Annotated in this window: 19 protein-coding genes; 8 read left to right on the forward strand and 11 right to left on the reverse strand. The window is 73.7% G+C overall.

Features of this window, described 5'->3' with window-relative positions:
- Positions 1-3: 3 nt before the first annotated feature.
- Positions 4-792 (reverse strand): sporulation protein, encoded by a 789-nt coding sequence (locus tag GA0070613_RS00840; RefSeq protein ID WP_089010506.1) that lies wholly within the window; start codon positions 790-792, stop codon positions 4-6.
- A 227-nt stretch (positions 793-1,019) separates the two neighbouring features.
- On the opposite strand from GA0070613_RS00840, the gene sigB reads away from it, so the two are divergent.
- Together sigB and GA0070613_RS00850 are read left to right on the forward strand one after the other, a co-directional pair.
- Positions 1,020-2,057, forward strand: coding sequence for an RNA polymerase sigma factor SigB (gene sigB, locus GA0070613_RS00845; RefSeq protein WP_089010507.1), 1,038 nt, complete (start codon positions 1,020-1,022; stop codon positions 2,055-2,057).
- 92 nt (positions 2,058-2,149) lie between these two features.
- A complete protein-coding gene (locus GA0070613_RS00850) occupies positions 2,150-2,557 on the forward strand; it encodes a VOC family protein (RefSeq protein WP_089010508.1) in 408 nt (135 codons plus the stop codon).
- A gap of 9 nt (positions 2,558-2,566) precedes the next feature.
- On the opposite strand, the gene GA0070613_RS00855 is transcribed toward GA0070613_RS00850, so the two are convergent.
- Genes GA0070613_RS00855 through GA0070613_RS00865 form a run of 3 tightly spaced genes read right to left on the reverse strand, consistent with a single transcriptional unit; the run spans position 2,567 to position 7,225 of the window.
- Positions 2,567-5,122: a bifunctional acetate--CoA ligase family protein/GNAT family N-acetyltransferase gene (locus GA0070613_RS00855; protein ID WP_089010509.1), complete on the reverse strand. Its 2,556-nt coding sequence runs from the start codon at positions 5,120-5,122 to the stop codon at positions 2,567-2,569.
- A gap of 24 nt (positions 5,123-5,146) precedes the next feature.
- Positions 5,147-6,328: an acetoin utilization protein AcuC gene (locus tag GA0070613_RS00860; RefSeq protein ID WP_089010510.1), complete on the reverse strand. Its 1,182-nt coding sequence runs from the start codon at positions 6,326-6,328 to the stop codon at positions 5,147-5,149.
- 39 nt (positions 6,329-6,367) lie between these two features.
- Positions 6,368-7,225 carry a sulfurtransferase gene (locus GA0070613_RS00865; RefSeq protein WP_089010511.1) on the reverse strand — a complete coding sequence of 286 codons (858 nt, stop codon included), beginning with the start codon at positions 7,223-7,225 and terminating at the stop codon, positions 6,368-6,370.
- Positions 7,226-7,388: 163 nt separating this feature from the next.
- Between GA0070613_RS00865 and GA0070613_RS00870 the strand changes: the two genes are divergently transcribed.
- Positions 7,389-8,078, forward strand: coding sequence for a metal-dependent transcriptional regulator (locus GA0070613_RS00870; RefSeq protein WP_089010512.1), 690 nt, complete (start codon positions 7,389-7,391; stop codon positions 8,076-8,078).
- Positions 8,079-8,092: 14 nt separating this feature from the next.
- On the opposite strand, the gene GA0070613_RS00875 is transcribed toward GA0070613_RS00870, so the two are convergent.
- From GA0070613_RS00875 to GA0070613_RS00890, 4 genes are all read right to left on the reverse strand, one after another.
- Complete coding sequence (locus GA0070613_RS00875; RefSeq protein WP_089010513.1) at positions 8,093-8,641, reverse strand: hypothetical protein; 549 nt, start codon at positions 8,639-8,641, stop codon at positions 8,093-8,095.
- 81 nt (positions 8,642-8,722) lie between these two features.
- Positions 8,723-8,965 carry a DUF5522 domain-containing protein gene (locus GA0070613_RS00880; RefSeq protein ID WP_089010514.1) on the reverse strand — a complete coding sequence of 81 codons (243 nt, stop codon included), beginning with the start codon at positions 8,963-8,965 and terminating at the stop codon, positions 8,723-8,725.
- 130 nt (positions 8,966-9,095) lie between these two features.
- Entirely contained in the window at positions 9,096-10,073 is a 978-nt protein-coding gene (locus GA0070613_RS00885; protein WP_089010515.1) for an asparaginase, read from the reverse strand.
- A gap of 289 nt (positions 10,074-10,362) precedes the next feature.
- Positions 10,363-11,016 carry a class I SAM-dependent DNA methyltransferase gene (locus GA0070613_RS00890; RefSeq protein WP_089010516.1) on the reverse strand — a complete coding sequence of 218 codons (654 nt, stop codon included), beginning with the start codon at positions 11,014-11,016 and terminating at the stop codon, positions 10,363-10,365.
- A 133-nt stretch (positions 11,017-11,149) separates the two neighbouring features.
- Between GA0070613_RS00890 and GA0070613_RS00895 the strand changes: the two genes are divergently transcribed.
- The 3 genes from GA0070613_RS00895 to GA0070613_RS00905 all read left to right on the forward strand — a co-directional run bounded on the left by GA0070613_RS00895 (position 11,150) and on the right by GA0070613_RS00905 (position 14,157).
- Positions 11,150-12,421 (forward strand): MFS transporter, encoded by a 1,272-nt coding sequence (locus GA0070613_RS00895; protein WP_197699029.1) that lies wholly within the window; start codon positions 11,150-11,152, stop codon positions 12,419-12,421.
- A 144-nt stretch (positions 12,422-12,565) separates the two neighbouring features.
- A complete protein-coding gene (locus GA0070613_RS00900; protein WP_089010517.1) occupies positions 12,566-12,907 on the forward strand; it encodes a YciI family protein in 342 nt (113 codons plus the stop codon).
- A 65-nt stretch (positions 12,908-12,972) separates the two neighbouring features.
- Positions 12,973-14,157 carry an RNA polymerase sigma factor gene (locus GA0070613_RS00905; RefSeq protein ID WP_089015668.1) on the forward strand — a complete coding sequence of 395 codons (1,185 nt, stop codon included), beginning with the start codon at positions 12,973-12,975 and terminating at the stop codon, positions 14,155-14,157.
- A 13-nt stretch (positions 14,158-14,170) separates the two neighbouring features.
- Here GA0070613_RS00905 and GA0070613_RS31825 read toward each other — a convergent pair whose 3' ends face one another.
- On the reverse strand, positions 14,171-14,368 hold the full coding sequence (locus tag GA0070613_RS31825; RefSeq protein ID WP_157746237.1) for a hypothetical protein: 198 nt from the start codon (positions 14,366-14,368) through the stop codon (positions 14,171-14,173).
- 60 nt (positions 14,369-14,428) lie between these two features.
- Here GA0070613_RS31825 and GA0070613_RS00910 point away from each other — a divergent pair, with 60 nt between their 5' ends.
- On the forward strand, positions 14,429-15,628 hold the full coding sequence (locus GA0070613_RS00910) for a low temperature requirement protein A (RefSeq protein ID WP_089010518.1): 1,200 nt from the start codon (positions 14,429-14,431) through the stop codon (positions 15,626-15,628).
- A 127-nt stretch (positions 15,629-15,755) separates the two neighbouring features.
- Here the strand turns inward: GA0070613_RS00910 and GA0070613_RS00915 are convergent, their stop codons facing one another.
- On the reverse strand, positions 15,756-16,709 hold the full coding sequence (locus GA0070613_RS00915) for a GlxA family transcriptional regulator (RefSeq protein WP_089010519.1): 954 nt from the start codon (positions 16,707-16,709) through the stop codon (positions 15,756-15,758).
- Positions 16,710-16,793: 84 nt separating this feature from the next.
- Between GA0070613_RS00915 and GA0070613_RS00920 the strand changes: the two genes are divergently transcribed.
- On the forward strand, positions 16,794-17,222 hold the full coding sequence (locus GA0070613_RS00920; RefSeq protein WP_089010520.1) for a DUF6010 family protein: 429 nt from the start codon (positions 16,794-16,796) through the stop codon (positions 17,220-17,222).
- Here the strand turns inward: GA0070613_RS00920 and GA0070613_RS00925 are convergent.
- A complete protein-coding gene (locus GA0070613_RS00925; protein WP_089010521.1) occupies positions 17,206-18,141 on the reverse strand; it encodes a DUF2332 domain-containing protein in 936 nt (311 codons plus the stop codon). The two genes, GA0070613_RS00920 and GA0070613_RS00925, sit on opposite strands and share 17 nt — an antisense overlap.
- Between the last annotated feature and the right edge of the window lie 275 nt (positions 18,142-18,416).

An 18,416-nucleotide genomic window follows, 5' to 3' on the forward strand; every position in this document is an offset into this window, starting at 1 on the left:
GGGTCAGGAGAAGAGGCCGCGGCGCTGGAGGGACTGGCGGAGCCAGGCGTCGAGTTGGGCGGCCCAGTCGACCGTCGCGGCGCTCGCGTGGTCGACGGTGAAGCGGCCAAAGGCGTCCCGGCCCTCGGTGAAGACGCCGCCCCGCTTGTCGATCTCCAGCACCACCTGCACCTGCTGCGGGTCGGTGACGAAGGTGACCTCGAGCTGGTTGATCGCGCGGGCGAACTGCGGCGCGGAGTGGAACTCGATCTCCTGGTAGAACGGCAGGCTCTGCCGTACGCCGTAGAGGTGCCCGCGCTCCACGTCGGCCCGGGCGAACCGGAAGCCCAGCCGCAGCAACGCCTCCAGCAGCCGCTCCTGCGCCGGCAGCGGGTGCACGGCCACCGGGTCCAGGTCGCCGGAGTCGACCGCCCGGGCGACCTCCAGCTCGGTACGCAGACCCATCGTCATGCCGTGCAGGTGCTGCCCGTACAGGTCGGTCAGCGGCGTCTCCCACGGCACGTCGAAGCGGAACGGGATGTCGTGCCGCTGCCCCGGCTCCAGCCGGAACGCCCCGGTCACCTGCCGGCGGCCGAACTCCTGGCTGGTGTCGTACTCGTTGTCGCCGCTCTCCACCTCGACCCGGGTGACCAGGCCCAGCGCCACGTAGGAGATGTCCACGGCGTGATCCCCACCGGCCACCCGGATCCGGCCCTCCAGGTGCCCACCCGGGCGGCAGCTCGGGTTGGCCAGCACCGCCTCCACCGAGGGACCACCCACACCCATCGCCTGCATGAGCCGCTTGAAGACCACCGCGTCCTCCGATCGCCTGTGCTGCCGCGCCCTGGTGGCCGGCCGCTGGCACGGTAACCGGGTCGGGCAACCGACACCCGAGGTTCCGTCGGTATTGCTGTCGGTTCCCCGATCGCCTCACTCCCGTTTCACGCCCCGACCGCCAAGCTGTTCCTCACCGGCACCACCGCGCCGGCACGCGGCACGGAATCCGGTACGCGGCACGAAGGACACGGGGAGAGACAGAGATGGCCCTTCAGATGATTGAGCACCAGACCCGCCCGGCTGCCACCGTCGACGCCGAGCCCGGCACCCATACCCCGACGGACCTGGACGCTACCCTGACCGATCTGGACGCCACCGACGAGCGCGGCGTCTCCACCGACCTGGTCCGGGCGTACCTGAACGGGATCGGCCGCACCAAGTTGCTCACCGCCGCGCAGGAGGTCGAGCTCAGCAAGCGGATCGAGGCCGGCCTCTTCGCCGAAGAGAAGCTCTCCGCCTGCACCCCGGTCTCCGCGGAGCTGCGGGCCGACCTGGCGCTGATCGTGGCCGAGGGCCGCGCCGCCAAGGACCACCTGCTGGAGGCGAACCTGCGGCTGGTGGTGAGCATCGCCAAGCGGTACACCGGTCGCGGCATGGCGGTCCTGGACCTGATCCAGGAGGGCAACCTCGGCCTGATCCGCGCGGTCGAGAAGTTCGACTACACCAAGGGCTACAAGTTCTCCACCTACGCCACCTGGTGGATCCGCCAGGCCATCACCCGCGCCATGGCCGACCAGGCCCGCACCATCCGCATCCCGGTGCACATGGTCGAGCAGGTCAACCGGATGGTCCGGGCCCGCCGGGAACTGTCGGTCTCGCTGGGCCGGGAGCCCACCGTCGCCGAGGTGGCCACCGCCATGGGCGTCCCCGAGTTCCAGGTGATCGAGCTGATCTCGTACGACCGGGAGCCGGTCAGCCTGGACCAGGCGGTCGGCGACGACGGGGAGAGCGCGCTCGGTGACTTCGTCGCCGCGGTGGACCCGCGCGAGGAGCCGGGCGACGCCGCCGCCAACGGCGAGCTGCGCAACGAGGTCCGGATCGTGCTGGCCACCCTGTCCCAGCGGGAGCAGGCGGTGATCCGGCTCCGGTTCGGCCTGGACGACGGCCGGCAGCGCACCCTCGACGAGGTGGGCCGGGAGTTCGGCCTGTCCCGGGAACGGATCCGGCAGATCGAGAAGGTGACGCTGCTCAAGCTGCGCGCCCCGGAGCGGGCGAACCGCCTCGAGGCGTACGCCTGCTGATCCACCCGTACGCGGAGGCCCCGGCGGTTCGCCGGGGCCTCCGCCGTGTGGCGCCCTTGACTCCCCGCTCCGGTCGGGCAGGGTGCGTAGGCATGAACTGGACCCTGGAAGTGGTGGTAATTCCGGTCTCCGACGTGGACCGGGCCAAGGAGTTCTACGCCGATCGCCTCGGCTTCGCCGTCGACCACGACACCCGGATCGGCGACGACGTGCGGATCGTGCAGCTCACTCCCCCGGGCTCGGGCTGTTCGATCGTGATGGGCGCCGGCGCGGTCCCGGACATGCAGCCGGGCTCGCTCAAGGGGCTCCAGCTGGTCGTGCCGGACCTGGAGAAGGCCCGCGCGGAGCTGGTCGAGCGGGGCGTCGACGTCAGCGAGATCCAGGTGGTGGGGCGCAATCCGCGCCCGGTGCCGCACCCGCTGGACAACGTCGGCTTCGTCTTCTTCACCGACCCGGACGGCAACGCCTGGGCGGTGCAGCAGATCTCCAGCCGCGGCTGACGCCGACCGTCAGAGGCGGCGCGGGCCGGTGTCGGGGCGCAGGGCCTCGATGCCGGTGCGGACGGTGGCGTGCAGCACCGAGATGCCGTCCGGGCGGGCCAGCACCGGGTTGAGGGTCAGCGAGCGGACCCGGGGCTGCTCGTCGGCGAGCCGGCCGACCCGCAGCAGCAGGTCGACCAGGGCGGCCCGGTCCACCGGCGCGGCGCCCCGGTGCCCGCGCAGCAGCGGCGCGGCCCGGGGCTCGTCGACCAGCTCGGCGGCGTCCCGGTCGGTCAGCGGCACGGCCCGCCAGGCCCGGTCGCCGAGCAGCTCGGTCGCGACGCCGCCGAGCCCGAAGCCGACCACCGGCCCGAACGCCGGATCCTCCATGAGCTCCACCACGCAGGCCACCCCGGGCGGGACCATGGGCTGCACGAGGACGTCCGTGCCGAAGGCCGGGGCCAGCTCCGCGTACGCCCGGCGCAGCGCTGCCGGGTCGGCCAGGTCGAGGCGGACCGCGCCGAGGTCGAGGCGGTGCCGCAGGCCCGGCGCGGCCGCCTTCAACGCCACCGGCCAGCCGAGCCGCCCGGCGGCCTGGACCGCCTCGTCGGCCGTCCGCGCCGGCGCGGACTCCACAATGTCGATCCCGTACGCGCGCAGCAGCGCCGCCGGATCGGCGCCGTCGACCCGGAACGCAGCCTGCCCGGCGGCCCGGTCGACCCGGTCCAGGCCGGGCAGCACGCCGGGCGGCCGGCGCAGCCAGTCGGCGTACGTGGTGACCCGGGCCAGGGCCCGGACCGCCTCCTCCACGCTCGGGTACGCGGGCACCCCGGCGGGCACCCGGCCGGCCAGGAACGTCGCCACCACCGGCTTGCCGGCGGCGAGCGCGTCGGGCAGGGCGGCGGTGAAGTCGGCGTCCGGGTCGGCGAGCTGGCCCGGCAGCGGCGGGGCGAACACGGCCACCACCGCGTGCACGCCCTCGTCGGCGGCGGAGGCGGCGAGGGCGGCGGCGTACTCGGCGGCGTCGGCCCGGGGGCCCACGTCGCGGGGGTAGCCGTCGGCGACGGTGAGGCCCTGGGCGGCGCAGGCGGTGGCCGCCAGCCCGGTCAGGGCCGAGGAGTTGCCCACCACGGCGACCCGGCGACCGGCTGGCAGCGGTTGGTGGGCCAGGAGCACGCCGACGTCGAGCAGCTCGGAGACGGTGTCCACCCGGATCACCCCGGACTGCGCGAACAGCGCGCTGACCGCGGCGGCGTCCAGGGCCGGCGCGTCGCCGACGCCGCGCGGGCGGGCCAGCGAGGCGAGCGCCACCACCGGCTTGCTGCGGCCGATTCGCCGGGCCAGCCGGGCGAACTTGCGCGGGTTGCCGAAGGTCTCCAGGTAGAGGGTGATGACGTCGGTGCCCGGATCGTCCTGCCAGTACTGGAGCAGGTCGTTGCCGGAGACGTCGGCCCGGTTGCCGGCCGAGACGAAACTGGAGAGGCCCAGCGCGCGCCGGGACGCCTCGGCGAGCAGCGCCACCCCGAACGCGCCGGACTGGCTGAAGATCCCCACCCGCCCGGGGGCGGGCAGCACCGGGGCGAGGGTGGCGTTGAGGCGTACCGCGCCGTCGGTGTTGGCGACGCCGAGGCAGTTCGGGCCGACCACCCGCATGCCGGCCAGGTGGGCGGCGCGGACCAGGGCCCGCTGGGCGGCCGCCCCCTCCGGTCCGGCCTCGGCGAAACCGGCGGAGATGACGACGAGGCCGTGCGCGCCGACCTTCGCGGCGTCGGCCACCACCTCGGTCACCGCCTCCGGGGCCACCGCGACGACCGCGAGGTCGATGTCGAGCCCGGCGTCGACCGCCGACGGGTACGCGGGCAGCCCGGCCACCGTCGACGCCGTCGGGTGCACCGGCACGATCGCCCCGGTGAAGCCGCCGTCGCGCAGGTGCCCGAGCACCGCCGCGCCGACGCCCTGCCCGGTGGCGCTCGCCCCGTAAACGGCGATCCCGCGTGGGGCGAGCAGCCGGGCGATCGAGCGGGATTCGGTGCGGTGCTCCCGGCCGCGCTGCACCTCCAGGGTCGCCTCGGTGGGCGCGATCGGGAAGCTCAGGTGCACCACGCCGTCGGCGAACTGGCGCTGGACTTGGTAGCCGAAGTCGGAGAAGACCCGCAGCATCGCCCCGTTGGCCGGCAACACCTCGGCGACGAAGTGCACGATGCCGAACCGGCGGGCCGCGTCGGCCAGGTGCTCCAGCAGCACCGAGCCGATGCCCCGACCCTGGTACTCGTCCTCGACCACGAAGGCCACCTCGGCCTCCGGGGAGCCGGGGCCGAGCCGCTCGTACCGGCCGACGGCCACGATCCGGCCGCCGGCCAGCACCACGAACGCCTCCCGGTCGCGGTGGTCGACGTTGACGAAACGCTGCAGGTCCCGCTCCGGGATGCGCGGGTACGGCGAGAAGTAGCGCAGGTAGCGGGTGCGCTCGGAGAAGCGCGCGTGCATCGCCACGATCGCCGGCGCGTCCTCGGGACGGATCTGTCGCAGCTGGACGGTCGTACCGTCGCTGAGCAGCACGTCCACCGGTTGTTCGACAGTGGTCACCGTCGGTCCTCCCCCACCACCGGCTCAGTCCCGGGGATCGTGCGGGTCCAGCCCGAGCAGCGGGAAGACAGACCTGCGGGTGGCCGCGATTGCCCGGCCCACCGCGTCCGGCTCAGCGTTCGGCTGCCACGGCTCGTAGGACGGGTCGGCGTCGTCGGTCATCCGCAGCGGCACCTCCCTGCCGGGCCGCCGCGCGGCGGCCAGCTCGCGCCAGGCCGGCGGGGTGAGCCTCGCCGGGTCGATCGGCTCGCCGCTGGCGATCGCGAGCAGATGGGTCCACGCCCGGGGCACCACCTCGACCAGCGCGTACCCGCCGCCGCCGAAGGCCACCCAGCGGCCGTCGCAGAGCTCGTCGGCGAGCGCCCGCAGCGCCAGGTAGGTGGCCCGCTGCCCGTCCACTGACAAATGCAGGTCGGCGAGTGGGTCGAGTCGGTGCCCGTCCGCCCCGCACTGGGTGACCAGCAGCTGGGGCCGGAACGCCCGCAGCGCCGACGGCACGATCGCGTGGAAGGCACGCTGCCAGCCGGCGTCGCCCGTGCCCGGCGGCAGCGGCACGTTGACCGCGCTGCCCTCCGCACCCGGCCCGCCGGTCTCGTCGGGGAACCCGGTGCCGGGGAAGAGGGCGAGCGGGGTCTCGTGCAGGCTGATCGTGAGCACCCGCGGGTCGCGGTAGAAGATCTCCTGCACGCCGTCGCCGTGGTGCACGTCCACGTCGACGTACGCGATCCGCTCCGCGCCGAGGTCGAGCAGGCGGGCGATGGCCACCGCCGGGTCGTTGTAGACGCAGAAGCCGGCGGCCCGGGCGGGCATCGCGTGGTGCAGGCCACCGGCGACGTTGACCGCCCGGCGGGCGTCGCCGCGCCACACGGCCTCGGCCGCGGCCACGCTGGCCCCGGCGATCAGCGCGCTGGACTCGTGCATGCCGTCGAAGACCGGGTTGTCCGCCGTGCCCAGTCCGAAACCGGCGAAGAGCGGGTCGCGCGGCGCCGCCCGGACCGCGTCCAGGTAGCGGGGGTCGTGCACCCGGGTCAGCAGCGCGTCGTCGGCGGGCTCCGGTTTGACCAGGCGGACCCCGGGCCGGTCCAGCACGCCGAGCTCGCGGGCGAGCGCGACGGTCAGCTCGACCCGGACCGGGTCGAGGGGATGGTCACCCATGTCATAGGCGAGGAGGGCCTCGTCCCACACCACCACCGTGTCGTCCGACATGCGTGCCATCGTCGCACGCGGTTCCGCCGGTCGCCCTGCTCAGCTCCCAGGTGTCCGCCCGGTCGCCACCGGGCGGGCCGGGTCGGCCACCCAGTTGCTCCACGAGCCGACGTAGAGCGCCGCGTCCGGCCGGCCGGCGAGGTGCAGCGCGAGAACGGCCTGGGCGGCGGTCACCCCGGATCCGCAGTACGCCCCGACCGGCGCGGCGTCGGTCACGCCCGCCGCGGCGAACCGCCGGCGCAGCGCCTCGGCGGCCGGGAAGCGGCCCTCGCCGACGTACTCGGGGGCGGGGAGGTTCACCGCACCCGGCACGTGCCCGGCGACCGGATCGATCGGCTCGGTCTCACCCCGGTAGCGCGGCGCGGCGCGCACGTCGAGCAGCACCCCGGGGTCGGCGGCGGCCAGCCGGGCGGCCTCCCCGGCGTCGAGGACCGGCAGCGCGCCGGGTGCGACGGTGACGTCGCCCGGGGTCGGGGTGGGCGGCTCGGTGGAGGTGGGCAGGCCGGCGGCCACCCAGGCCGGGAAGCCGCCGTGCAGCAGGCGTACCGGGCGGTGCCCGGCCCAGCGCAGCGTCCACCAGGCGCGGGCGGCGGACATCCCGTCGCCGCCGTCGTACACCACGACGGGGTGACCGGCGCGGACGCCGGCGGCCCGCAGCGCGGCCTGGAGCGCGGCGGGGTCGGGCAGCGGGTGCCGGCCGGCGGCGCCGGGCCGGCCGCAGAGCTCGGTGTCCAGGTCGACGAAGACCGCGCCGGGCAGGTGGCCGGCCGCGTAGTCGTCCCGGCCGGGCGGGCCGACGAGCCGCCAGCGGACGTCGAGCAGGGTGGGCGGGTCGGCGCGGTCGAGCTCGGCGGCGAGCCGGTCGGCCTCGACCAGCAGCTCCTCGGTTCCGGACATGCGGTCCAGTCAACACCATCCGGGCGGCGACCTCGCGGTTCGCCGGCGACCGATCGTCGTGCCTCCGGGGTAGCATCGACCACCGGGAGGCCGCTGACGTGAAGCATGACCTGGTCGATACCACCGAGGGTGTAGTTACCTTCGTCGCCAGAAAGGGACGGAAGTGAGTAAACACCACTTGGTCGATACGACCGAGATGTACCTGCGCACCATCCTCGAGCTGGAGGAGGAGGGGGTGCCGCCGCTGCGTGCCCGGATCGCGGAGCGGCTGCGGCAGAGCGGTCCCACCGTCAGCCAGACCGTCGCCCGGATGGAGCGGGACGGCCTGCTCACCGTCGAGGGCGACCGGCACCTGTCGCTCACCGCGCTGGGCCGCGGCAGCGCCGTCTCGGTGATGCGCAAGCACCGCCTGGCCGAGCTGCTGCTGGTCAACGTGATCGGGATGCCCTACGAGGAGGCCCACGAGGAGGCCTGCCGGTGGGAGCACGTGATGAGCGACGCGGTCGAGAAGCGGGTCTACGACCTGCTCAACCGGCCGACCCGCTCCCCGTACGGCAACCCGATCCCCGGTCTGGAGGGGCTGGGCAGCCCCGAGCAGCCCGAGACCGAGGGGTCCGAGGCCGAGCGCAACCTGGCGTTTCCGGGCCTCTCCGGGCCGGTCGTGGTCCGGCGGATCTGCGAGAGCGTGCAGACCGACGCGGACGTGCTCCGGCAACTGCACGCGGCGGGCGTGGACCCGGGCGCCACGGTGACCGTGGCCCAGGAGCGGGACGGCGTGTCGATCGACCGCTCCGGTGAGCGGATCCGGCTGCCCCGCGAGGTGGCCTCCCGGGTGTTCGTCGCCGCCCACTGACTTCCCGGCGCGCCTCACATCCGGCGGGTGTCCACCGTCTTCGCCAGGGTGACCAACTGGCCGGCCACCTTCTCGGCGGCCGCGTTGTCGGCGCCGTGCGGGCAGGTCCAGCTCAGGGTGGCCAGCCGCCCGTCGGTGGCGAGCCAACCCACCTCGGCCGCCGGCCCCGCCTTCGCGGTCTTGGGCAGCGTGCGGCGGTAGGCGATCTGGCCGAGCTTGGTGACCTTCTTCGCCCCGTCGGGCAGCACGTCGAGGGTGAAGGTCGACTTGTCGATCGACGTCTCGGTGACCGTGAGGGTCAGCTCCGGCAGGACGGCCTGCTCGGCCCGCACCACGCAGGTGTGGGTGTCCCCCCGGTCACTGGCCGCCGCCACGTCGAACCGGCCGCCGGTGTGCTTCGCGATCACCGCGAAGTCGAGCAGCCGGCAGGCGCCGCCGGAGGAGGCGGCCGCCACCTCGACGGTCACCGGCTCCGCCGCGGGAACCGCCACCCGCTCGGCCTCCGCGGCGCAGCCGGCGGTCAGCGCCACGACCACCCCGGCGAGCCAGATCCGCCCGTGCACGCGCCACCCCTCCTCGCCGACGGCTCCCCCGCCGGATGTCCGTCGGACACCGTACGGGCTGCCCCGGTCGGGCGGAAGCCCTCAATCGTCCACATACGGACAGTGCCGGCACCCTCGCCCACAGCAGGTGCCCCGCCGGGCCAGGAAGCCGGCGCTGAGCACGAAGAGCCCGGTCGCCGGGTCGAGGTAGCCGGCCTCCCCCGCGGCCAGGGCGGCGGCGTGGACGGCCAGGATGCGCGCCCGGTCGGGATGCTCGGGCGTTAGCCGGGACGGGTGCGGCTCGGTCAGCGGCCGGTCCGCCAACGGTCGTCGCTCTCCGGTCACCGGCCGAGTCTACGGAGGCCGGGCGGTTCGATCGCCCGGCACCGGGCCGGGCCGGGCCGTCCAGGTGTGCGGCGCTGACGGTACGAACTTGATGTCGCAGATGAATCAGATGGCGCTGCTGGCGTACCGGTCAGCCGTGCCGGTTGAAGGCGGCGCGGACCTCCCCCCGATCCGCGCCGGCGGCGAGCAGGAGCCGGAGCAGCACCTTTGCCTTGTACGGGTCGAGCAGCCCGCCGTTGATCAGCCCGCGCCGCTGCAGGTCGGTCTCCGACCCGACCGCGCCGTAGGTGTGCCGCAGCACCGCCCCCGCGCCGGTCCGCGAGGTGAGCACCACCGGCATCCGCTCGGCGAGGGCACCGAGCACCGGCGCGAAGGCGGGCGGCACGTGACCGACACCGAAGCCGGCCACCACCAGGCCCTGCCGGCCGTGGACGAGCCCGTCGAGCAGCGCCACGTCGTCGTCGAGGGTGACGGTGTGCAGTGCCACCCGGGTGGCGGCCAGCCGGTTCGGGTCCACCGGCGGCAGCGGGGCGTGCCGCGCCGGCCGGGTCAGCAGCCGTACCTCGCCCTCGATCACGTGACCGAGCGGACCCGCGTTGGGCGAGGCGAAGGTGGCCGTGCTGGTGCTGTGCGTCTTGCGGACGTGCCGGGCGGCGTGGATCTCGTCGTTGAACGCGACCAGGACGCCGAGGTCGCGGGCGGCCGGCGCGGCGGCGACCCGGACGGCGGCGAGCAGGTTTGCCGGGCCGTCCGGGCCGGCCAGGGTCGGGTTGCGCATCGCGCCGGTGAAGACCAGCGGCGCCGGGTGCGACCAGACCAGGTCGGCCAGGAAGGCGGCCTCCTCCAGGGTGTCGGTGCCCTGGGTCACCACCACGCCCGTCGCCCCGTCGGCCACCGCCGCGTCCGCCGCCGCCACCAGGTCGAGGATCCGGCGGTACGTCAGGTCGGCGCTCGGCACCGCCTCGACGTCCCGCACCTCCAGCGGCAGGTCGGCCAGCCCGGGCACGGCGGCGGCGAGTTCGGCGCCGGTCAGCCGGGTGACCACGCCCGTCGGCCCGGCCCCGGCCATCGCGATGGTGCCGCCGAGGGTGAAGATGCTGATGGTCACGCCTGGTTCCTTTCGCCGCGCCCGGGTCGGGGATGGACCCTACCGCCGGCGACCCGTGGCACCGTGAACCCGTCACCGCCCATCGGGCAGGAACGGATGTGACCGACGTGCAGCGGGCCCACACCCACGAGCGGGAGCAGCCGGACAACCCAGCCCTCGGGACCTGCTCGGCGAGAGGTTCCTGGTGGCGTTCCGGCGGCGGGGTGACTTCCGGTCGACCGGCGTCGGGGTGGTCCCTGGCATCGCGAGGCGCTGTACGCCCCGACGCGACCGCCGGAACGCCGGCCGATCAACCGCCGACGCCCGCGTCCGGCCGGATCGCCAGCATCAGCGACTGCGGCCCCTTCTCCCGGCCCTGGCGCTCGCGGTCCAGCCGGGCGCGCACCTCGAACCCGGCCTCGGCGAGCTGGGCGGCGACCCGGGCGGGCGACAGCCAGTGCACGTCGTACGAGACGGTGTGGCCGTACGCCTCCTCGAGCCGGACCAGGCGGTCGCCGGCCTTGAAGGCGAGCAGCAGCCGACCGCCCGGGGCGAGCACCCGGTGGAACCCGGCGAACACACCGGGCAGCAGCTCCGGCGGCACGTGGATGATCGAGTACCAGGCGACGAGGCCGGCGAGGGCGCCGTCCGGCAGCGGCAGGTCGGTCATCGAACCGACCGCGAAGCGCAGCCCGGGGTGGTGGCGGCGGGCCACGTCCACCATGCCGGGTGACAGGTCGATCCCGGCGACGTCCAGCCCGAGGTCGCGCAGGTGGGCGGTGATCCGGCCGGTGCCGCAGCCCACCTCGACCACCGGACCCGTTCCGCCGACCTGCTCGGCGAACGCGGCCAGCATCGCCCGGTCCAGCGGCCCCTCCCCCACGTCGGGCAGGAGTCGGGCGTAGTCGACCGCGACGGTGTCGTAGGCGGTCCGGGTCTCGGCCATCCAGCTCGGTTCCGTCATGATCTCCAGACCCTAGTCGGTCCGGTCACCCCGGCCGGGCCCGCAATTGCGGTGCCGTCCCTCCACGCCCGGCGATAGGGTGCCCGGGCCGCGGCGGCCAGCCGGCGGCGTTCATCGACAGACAGGCCCAGCAGTGACCGCGCACCTGACCCGACCCGCCCCGGCGAACCCGGCCCGTCCCTCGCTCTGGCGCAGCCGGAACTTCCTGCTGCTGTGGAGCGGCCAGACGGTCAGCGAGCTCGGCACCCGGGTCTCCGGGCTGGCAGTGCCGCTGCTCGCCGCGGACACCCTCGGCGCCAGCGTCTTCCAGATCTCCCTGCTGACCGTCCTGGCCTGGCTGCCGTACCTGATCTTCTCGCTGCCGGCCGGGATCCTCGCCGACCGGGTCGACCAGCGGCGGCTGATGATCGCGTGCGACCTGGGCCGGGCCGCGCTCCTGCTGTCGCTGCCGGTGGCCGCGCTGGTCGGGCACCTCACCCTGGTCTTCCTGTACGTCGTGGTCGGCCTCTCCGGCGTGCTGACCGTCGCCTTCACCGTGGCGTACCGGAGCATGCTGCCCCGGCTCGTGCCGGCGGAGCAGCTCGTCGACGGCAACGCCAAGCTGGTCACCAGCCAGCAGTTCGCCGAGCTGGCCGGGCCGACGCTGAGCGGCGCGCTGATCGCGCTGGTCGGCGCGGCCCGGACGTTCCTCACCACCGGCCTCGCCTTCGCGGTCAGCGCGGTCACGCTGCTGCTCATCCGGGCCACCCCCGACGCCGCGCCGCCGGCCGCCGGGCGGGTGACCGCGCGGGCCGCCCTGGGCGAAGGACTCGGTTTCGTCCGCCGGCAGCCGATCCTGGTGAAACTCCTCGCCTGTACCAGCACGTCCAACTTCTTCGTGATGGCCGCGAGCGGGATCGAGGTGCCGTTCCTACGCCGGGAGTTGCACGCCGCGCCGCTGGTGGTCGGGCTGGTCTTCTCCGCCGGCGCGGTCGGCGGCCTGGTCGCCGGCGCCCTCGCCGACCGGCTCTCGCGGCGGATCGGCACCGCCCGGATCATCTGGGTGGCGATGGCCGCGCCGGGACCGTTCTACCTGCTCATCCCGCTGGCCCGACCGGGCTGGGGCGTGCTGCTCTTCGCGGTCGGGTTCGCCGCGTTCTCAGCCAACGCGGTGCTGTTCAACGTGGCGGCGATGTCGTACCGGCAGCGGATCACCCCGGCGCCGCTGCTCGGCCGGGTCAACGCCGCGTTCCTGTGGATCTGCTACGGGGTGATTCCGCTCGGCGCGCTGCTCGGCGGAACCCTCGGCAGCCGGCTCGGGCTGCGGCCGGCGCTGTGGATCTGCGTGCTGGGCATGTGGAGCGCCGCGGTGTTCGTGGTCTGCTCGCCGCTGCGCCGGATGCGCGACTTCCCGACCGACGCCTGACCGCCGCCGGGGTGGTTCAGTCGGCGTCGCGAGGTCCCGCCGATCAAGGTGAGCGGGGCACAATTTCCCGGTCCGCTGTCGAATCCGGCCGGACCCGCTCGTCGGGATGGCAAGAAGGTGGAACGACAACCTGAGGAGAACCTGATGGCCCAGTACGCAGTCCTGATCTACTCGCCCGCGCCGGCCGACCCGATGGAGATCACGCCCGACTACCTGGCGCTGCTGGAGCGGTACCCGGCCCAGGTCGAGGAGCTGGGCGGCAACATCGTCACGGGGTTCGCCCTCCAGCCCAGCACCACCGCCACGGCGGTCCGCAGCGACCTCGTCACCGACGGCCCGTTCATCGAGGCCAAGGAAGTGGTCGCCGGGTTCTTCATCCTGGAGGCGCCGGACCTGGACGTCGCCCTGAAGATCGCGAAGCTGAACCCGGCCACCATCGACGGGGGCGTCGAGGTACGGCCGCTGTTCGTGCCCCCGTCCGAGTGAGCAACGCCGGCACGGCCGCGGCCGAACGCGCCGTGGCGGACGCGCACCGTCGCGAGTGGGCCTTCGTGCTCGCCGCGACGGCGCGCGTCGCCGGCGACCTCGACGTCGCCGAGGAGTGCGTGCAGGACGCGTACCTCGCCGCGCTGGACGCCTGGGCGCGGGACGGCGTACCCCACAGGCCCGGCGCCTGGCTGACCGCCACCGCAAAGCGCAAGGCGCTCGACGTCCTGCGCCGGGAAAAGATCTTCCGGTCGAAGATGCCCCTGCTCGTGGAGCCGGCGGAGGAGGAGGTCGTGGCGGAGCCCGACGAGGACGCGGTGCCCGACGACCGGCTGCGGCTGGTCTTCACCTGCTGCCATCCGGCACTGGCCCGGGAGGCCCAGGTGGCGCTGACCCTGCGCCTTGTGTGCGGGGTGAGCACCGGCGACATCGCCCGCGCGTTCCTCGTCTCCGAGCCGACCATGGCCGCTCGGGTCACCCGGGCCAAGAAGAAGATCGCCGCAGCCGGGATCCCGTACCGGGTGCCGGAGGCCAGCGAGCTGCCCGAACGGCTGGACGCGGTGCTGACCGTCATCCACCTGCTCTTCACGACCGGGCACACCGCGCCGTCCGGCGCCGACCTGGTCCGCGCCGACCTGGTGGACCGGGCGCTGCACCTGACCCGCATGCTGCTGGCCCTGATGCCCGACGAGCCGGAGGTCCGCGGGCTGCTCGCGCTGCTGCTGCTCACCGACGCCCGCCGGGCCACCCGGACCGACGCCGAGGGGCGGCTGCTGGTGCTGGCGGAGCAGGACCGGTCCGCCTGGGACCGGGCCGCCATCTCCGAGGGCAACCGCCTGGTGCTCGGCGCGTTCCGCACCGGCCGGGTCGGCCGGTACGCGCTCCAGGCCGCCATCGCCTCGCTGCACGCCGTCGCCCCCAGCTACGCCGCGACCGACTGGCCCCAGGTGGTACGCCTCTACGACGAGCTGCTGAAGCGCTGGCCCTCGCCGGTCGTCGCGCTCAACCGGGCCGTGGCCATGTCCATGATGGACGGGCCATCAGCGGTACTGGCCGAGGTGGACGCCCTGGCCGGCGACGCCCGGCTGGCCGGGTACCGCTACCTGCCGGCGATCCGGGCCGACCTGCTACGGCAGCTCGGCCGGCAGCGGGAGGCCGCGACCGCGTACCGGGCGGCATTGGACCTGGTGGACAACGAGGCCGAACGGGAGTTCCTCACCGCCCGCCTCGCGGAGGTCACCGCCGGGTGACCCAAGGGGCCGGTCACTCCTGCTTGCCGGCCTCCGACACCTTCTTGGCCCCTCCCCCGAACAGCAGCAGAAGGACGATCCCGCCCAGGATCCACGGCCCGAGTCGGTTTTCTCGTCGGGGCGCTTCTGCGCCCACGTCCGCACCTGCACCTGCACGCTTGTGCGGTCGCTGTCGTGGTCGCGGCGGGACGACCACCACGATCAGCCCCACCACCGTAAAGAGTACGGATACGCTAATACCGATCAAAGATAGGCAGGAGCGGGCGGGCCGGTGACGACGAGTGGCACGAGCGGACTGCTTCGCAAGCTCGAGGACATCGCGCGAGCGTCCTTCCTGGAGCTGTTCTTCGATGTGGTGTTCGTCTTCGCGCTCCGCGCGCTCGCCCAGCAGCTGTTCAACAACCTGACCTGGTCCGGCGCGTTCCAGGCACTGGTGCTGCTGCAGGCCATCGGATGGGTGTGGTCCCTCACCGCGCGGGTGACCGGAGCGTTGAACCCGCGGCGGCCGCCGGTCCAAGTGCTGGTCCTCGCCACCATGGTGGGTGCCCTGGTGCTGTCCGCGGCGGTCCCCGAAGCGTTCGGCAAGACCGGCCTGATCTTCGCGGTCACCTACCTTGCCATACAGATCGGCCGCAGCCTGTTCCTCGTGGTCCTGTTGCGGGGCCAGGAGCTGCAACATGTTGCCGCACGGGGGGCGATTTGGCACGCCGCCACCGCGGTGCCCTGGCTGGCCGGGGCGGTCGCCTCAGGCACAGCACGTACGGCGCTGTGGACGCTCGCGGTTGTCCTCATCTACGTCGAACGACGGTTCAGCTACCCCCTGCCAGGACTCGGGCGCCTGGCCGGTGCGCAGTTGCCGGCCGGCGGCGAGTACCTGGCCGACCGGTACCGGGCACTGTTCGTCATCGGCCTCGGCGAAGTCGTTCTGGCCATCGGATCGAGCCTCACCAGTCGCGGCTTTTCCACCGAGCAGACCGTGGCGTTCGTGGTGGCATTCGTCGTCACGGCATTGATCTGGCGGGTCTACATCTTCCGTGCCGGAGAAGACATGGGGCCGGCCATCCAGGCCTCCGCCAACCCTGACCGGCTCGGCACCCTGGTGTCCGACGCACACCTGGTCATGATCGCCGGCCTCGTCGTCACCTCGGTCGGCGCCCAACTGGTCATCGACGACCCGTTCGGCCATCCACGAGCGGCCGCGACCGTCACCATCCTCGGCGGTACCGCGCTGTTCCTCGCCGGTCGGACCCTCCTGCAATACCTGGTATTCGGCAGCGTCTCCAGAAGCCGCGTCCTCGGGCTGATCGCGCTCGCCTGCCTCGTGCCGCCGATGCTGCTCCTGCCACCGCTCGTCAACGCCCTCGCTAGCGCCACAGTCCTCACCGGCATCGTCATCGCCGACAACATTCGCGTACGACGACACCCCGCACCGATCTCCCCACCAGGTCCCCACCGCCCCAGCAAGACGTGACAAGACCGCCGCGACACCCTCCGTCAACGTCACGATCGGCCGGGTGTCGCCCATCATCTGGAAACCAATCTGTAACTCACCAAGCGGAGTACGACACTCGCCGTACCGGCGTGTCGGGACAACAACTTCATGATCGACGAGGCGGGCGCGGGGCGGGCGGGAACGCGGCCCGGTAAGCGCGGGGTGGGACGCCCACGACCTGACGGAAGGACTCGCGGAAGGCCGTCGGGGAGGTGAAGCCGACGAGCGAGCCGACCCGTTCGACCGGCTGGTCGGTCTGTTCCAACAGCTGTTGCGCGCGGCGGATCCGCTGCCGGTTGAGCCACCGCACCGGGGTCGCACCGGTCTGGTCGCGGAAGTGCCGGCTGAGGGAACGCGTACTCATTGAGGCGTGGGCGGCGATGTCGGCCAGGGTGAGCGGGCGGTGCAGGTTGTGGGTCAGCCAGACCAGCAGCGGTTGCAGGCTGTGCCCGGCCGGCGCCGGCGGCTCGTACGCGATGAACTGCGCCTGACCACCCGCGCGCTCCAGTGGCATCACGCAGCTCCGCGCGGTGTCCGCGGCGACCGCGGCGCCGTGGTCGTTGCGTACGACGTGCAGACACAGGTCGAGTCCGGCCGCCGCGCCGGCCGACGTCAGTACCGGTCCGTCCTCGACGAACAGCACGTCGGGGTCGACGGTGACGGCGGGATGGCGGCGGGCCAGCTCGGCCGCCGCCGCCCAGTGGGTGGTGGCCCGCCGGCCGTCGAGCCGCCCCGCGGCGGCCAGCACGAAGGCGCCGGTGCAGATCGACACCAGCCGGGCCGGGGTGGCGGCGAGCGCGTCGAGGATCGCGCCGGGCACCGCCGAGTCGAGGTCGGCAACTCCCGGTACGACGACCGTGTCGGCCTCCGCCAGCGCGGACAGGTCGTGGGGTGCCCTGATGCTGACCGCTCCGGCCCGCACCTCGTCCGTGACGGCGCAGACGCGTACGTCGTAGGCCGGGCGACCGTCGGCCAGGCGCGCGCGGCCGAACACCTCGACCGGCACGGACAGGTCGAACGGGACCACGCCGTCGTAGGCAAGAACCCTCACCTGATGCACGGGTCCCATCCTGGCGGGAATCCGTCGACGGTTGGCGCGCCGGCCCCTGCCGGGCGCGGCGGCCCGTCCCTAGATTCGGCCACCATGACAATCCTCGTTCCACTGCTCATCGGCCTCCTGTACGTGTGCCTCAACGCGTCGATCCCCGAACGGCACCGCCGCACCTTCAACGCGGTCATGGTCGGCGGGGCCGGGGCGGCGTACCTCAGCGGCGGTGGTCTCGGGGGCTGGGAACTTCCGTTCGTCGTGCTCATGACCTACGTGGCCTGGCGTGGGCTGGAGTCGTGGACATGGATCGGGATCGGCTGGCTGCTGCACACCGCCTGGGACGTCGTCCACCACCTGCGCGGCGCGCCGATCATCCCGTTCCTGCCGGGCTCCTCGCACGGCTGCGCCATTTGCGACCCGGTCATCGCGCTGTGGTGCCTCACCGGCGGCTGGTCGGTGGCGGACCTGCTGCGGCGGGTGCGTCCGCCGGCGTCGAGCGTCGAAGGCGCTACCCGAACCAGGTGATGGCCTGCCCGTGTCCTCGGGTCCAGGCGAGCGGCGTCCCGTCCAGCGCGAGCACGTTGTAGTGCGCGTCGCTCGGCGGCGTCGGCAGCGCCTCGTAGGTCAGCACGTCCGGGGCCTCGTTCGCGATCCAGTGCCCGGGCCGGCCGCGGACCACGTCGGCGAACGCGTCCCGCCCGGGCGCCGGCACCTGGTAGAGCACCGAGGTGTGGAACACCACCAGCGTCGCGGCGGAGGGCGCCTGCGCGGCCAACGCCGGTAGGTCGTCCACCAGGTCACCGCGGACGAGCAGCGGCGGATCGGCGGCCGCGACGGCCGCCGCTTCCCGCAACCGGGCCCGGCGGTGCTCGTGCTCCGGCCAGATGAGGGCGTCCAGCCACGCCACGTCCGCGCTGTCGGTCACGTCGAGCGGGTTGAGGTCCAGGCCGGCCCGCCACACCACCTCGGGCAGCCGGGTCGGCGGCGCGGTCCCGGTGAGCGCGCAGTCGAGGACCGGTTGACCGGCGCCGACGCGGTGATCGCCATAGCGGTAGGCGTACCGGTCGGGGTAGAGGCACAGGCCGGCGGAGGCGCCGACCTCGAGCAGCGCGAGCGGCTGCGGCAGCGCGGCGAGCACCGGCAGCAGTACGGCGCACCGCCCGGCCTCGTTGGTCTGGGTCGCCCGGACCCGCATCTCCGCCTCGATCGCCGGCCAGTTCGCCACCGCGAAGTCGTGGAACGCCGCCGGGTCCTCGACCGGGCCGCCGAGCAGGCGGACTACGCCGAACAGCAGATTCGGCTGCCGCTTGGCGGGCGGGAGCGTGCCGAGCAGCGCCAGCAGTTCGTGGTCGCCGGCGACCGCCAGCGCCAGCCGCTCGTACGTGGGTGACACCCCGCGGACTTCACGGGCGGCGAACCGTGCGTAGGTCTCGGCGATCGTCATGGCCCGAGCATCCCAGCCGATCTCCGCCGCCGAACACCGCGGCCGGAGTGAGATTCGCCCCGCTCCCGCACCGCCAGCTGTCCCATGAGGGTACGGAACGTCCGCCGTCATCCGCGGCCCTCACTCGGCTGGCACCCCGCAAACGCCAGTAACTGTGATCGTGACCATACGCGGAGTAGTTGCTCCGTCGAGCGACGGCTGACTAGCGTTTGCTTGACCAGGCAACAAAATCTGCGGGGGCCCGACATTCGGATGCCCTCCGTGCCACCATGCCG

Source organism: Micromonospora inositola (assembly GCF_900090285.1).
Lineage (GTDB): Bacteria > Actinomycetota > Actinomycetes > Mycobacteriales > Micromonosporaceae > Micromonospora > Micromonospora inositola.

Bases quoted from the DNA above. Each gene is read 5' to 3' on its own strand.
- GA0070613_RS00900 (WP_089010517.1), top strand. From the start codon at position 12,566: ATGGCCCAGTACGCAGTCCTGATCTACTCGCCCGCGCCGGCCGACCCG.
- sigB (WP_089010507.1), top strand. From the start codon at position 1,020: ATGGCCCTTCAGATGATTGAGCACCAGACCCGCCCGGCTGCCACCGTC.
- GA0070613_RS00850 (WP_089010508.1), top strand. From the start codon at position 2,150: ATGAACTGGACCCTGGAAGTGGTGGTAATTCCGGTCTCCGACGTGGAC.
- GA0070613_RS00890 (WP_089010516.1), bottom strand. From the start codon at position 11,016: ATGACGGAACCGAGCTGGATGGCCGAGACCCGGACCGCCTACGACACC.
- GA0070613_RS00865 (WP_089010511.1), bottom strand. From the start codon at position 7,225: ATGTCCGGAACCGAGGAGCTGCTGGTCGAGGCCGACCGGCTCGCCGCC.
- GA0070613_RS00925 (WP_089010521.1), bottom strand. From the start codon at position 18,141: ATGACGATCGCCGAGACCTACGCACGGTTCGCCGCCCGTGAAGTCCGC.
- GA0070613_RS00860 (WP_089010510.1), bottom strand. From the start codon at position 6,328: ATGTCGGACGACACGGTGGTGGTGTGGGACGAGGCCCTCCTCGCCTAT.
- GA0070613_RS00920 (WP_089010520.1), top strand. From the start codon at position 16,794: ATGACAATCCTCGTTCCACTGCTCATCGGCCTCCTGTACGTGTGCCTC.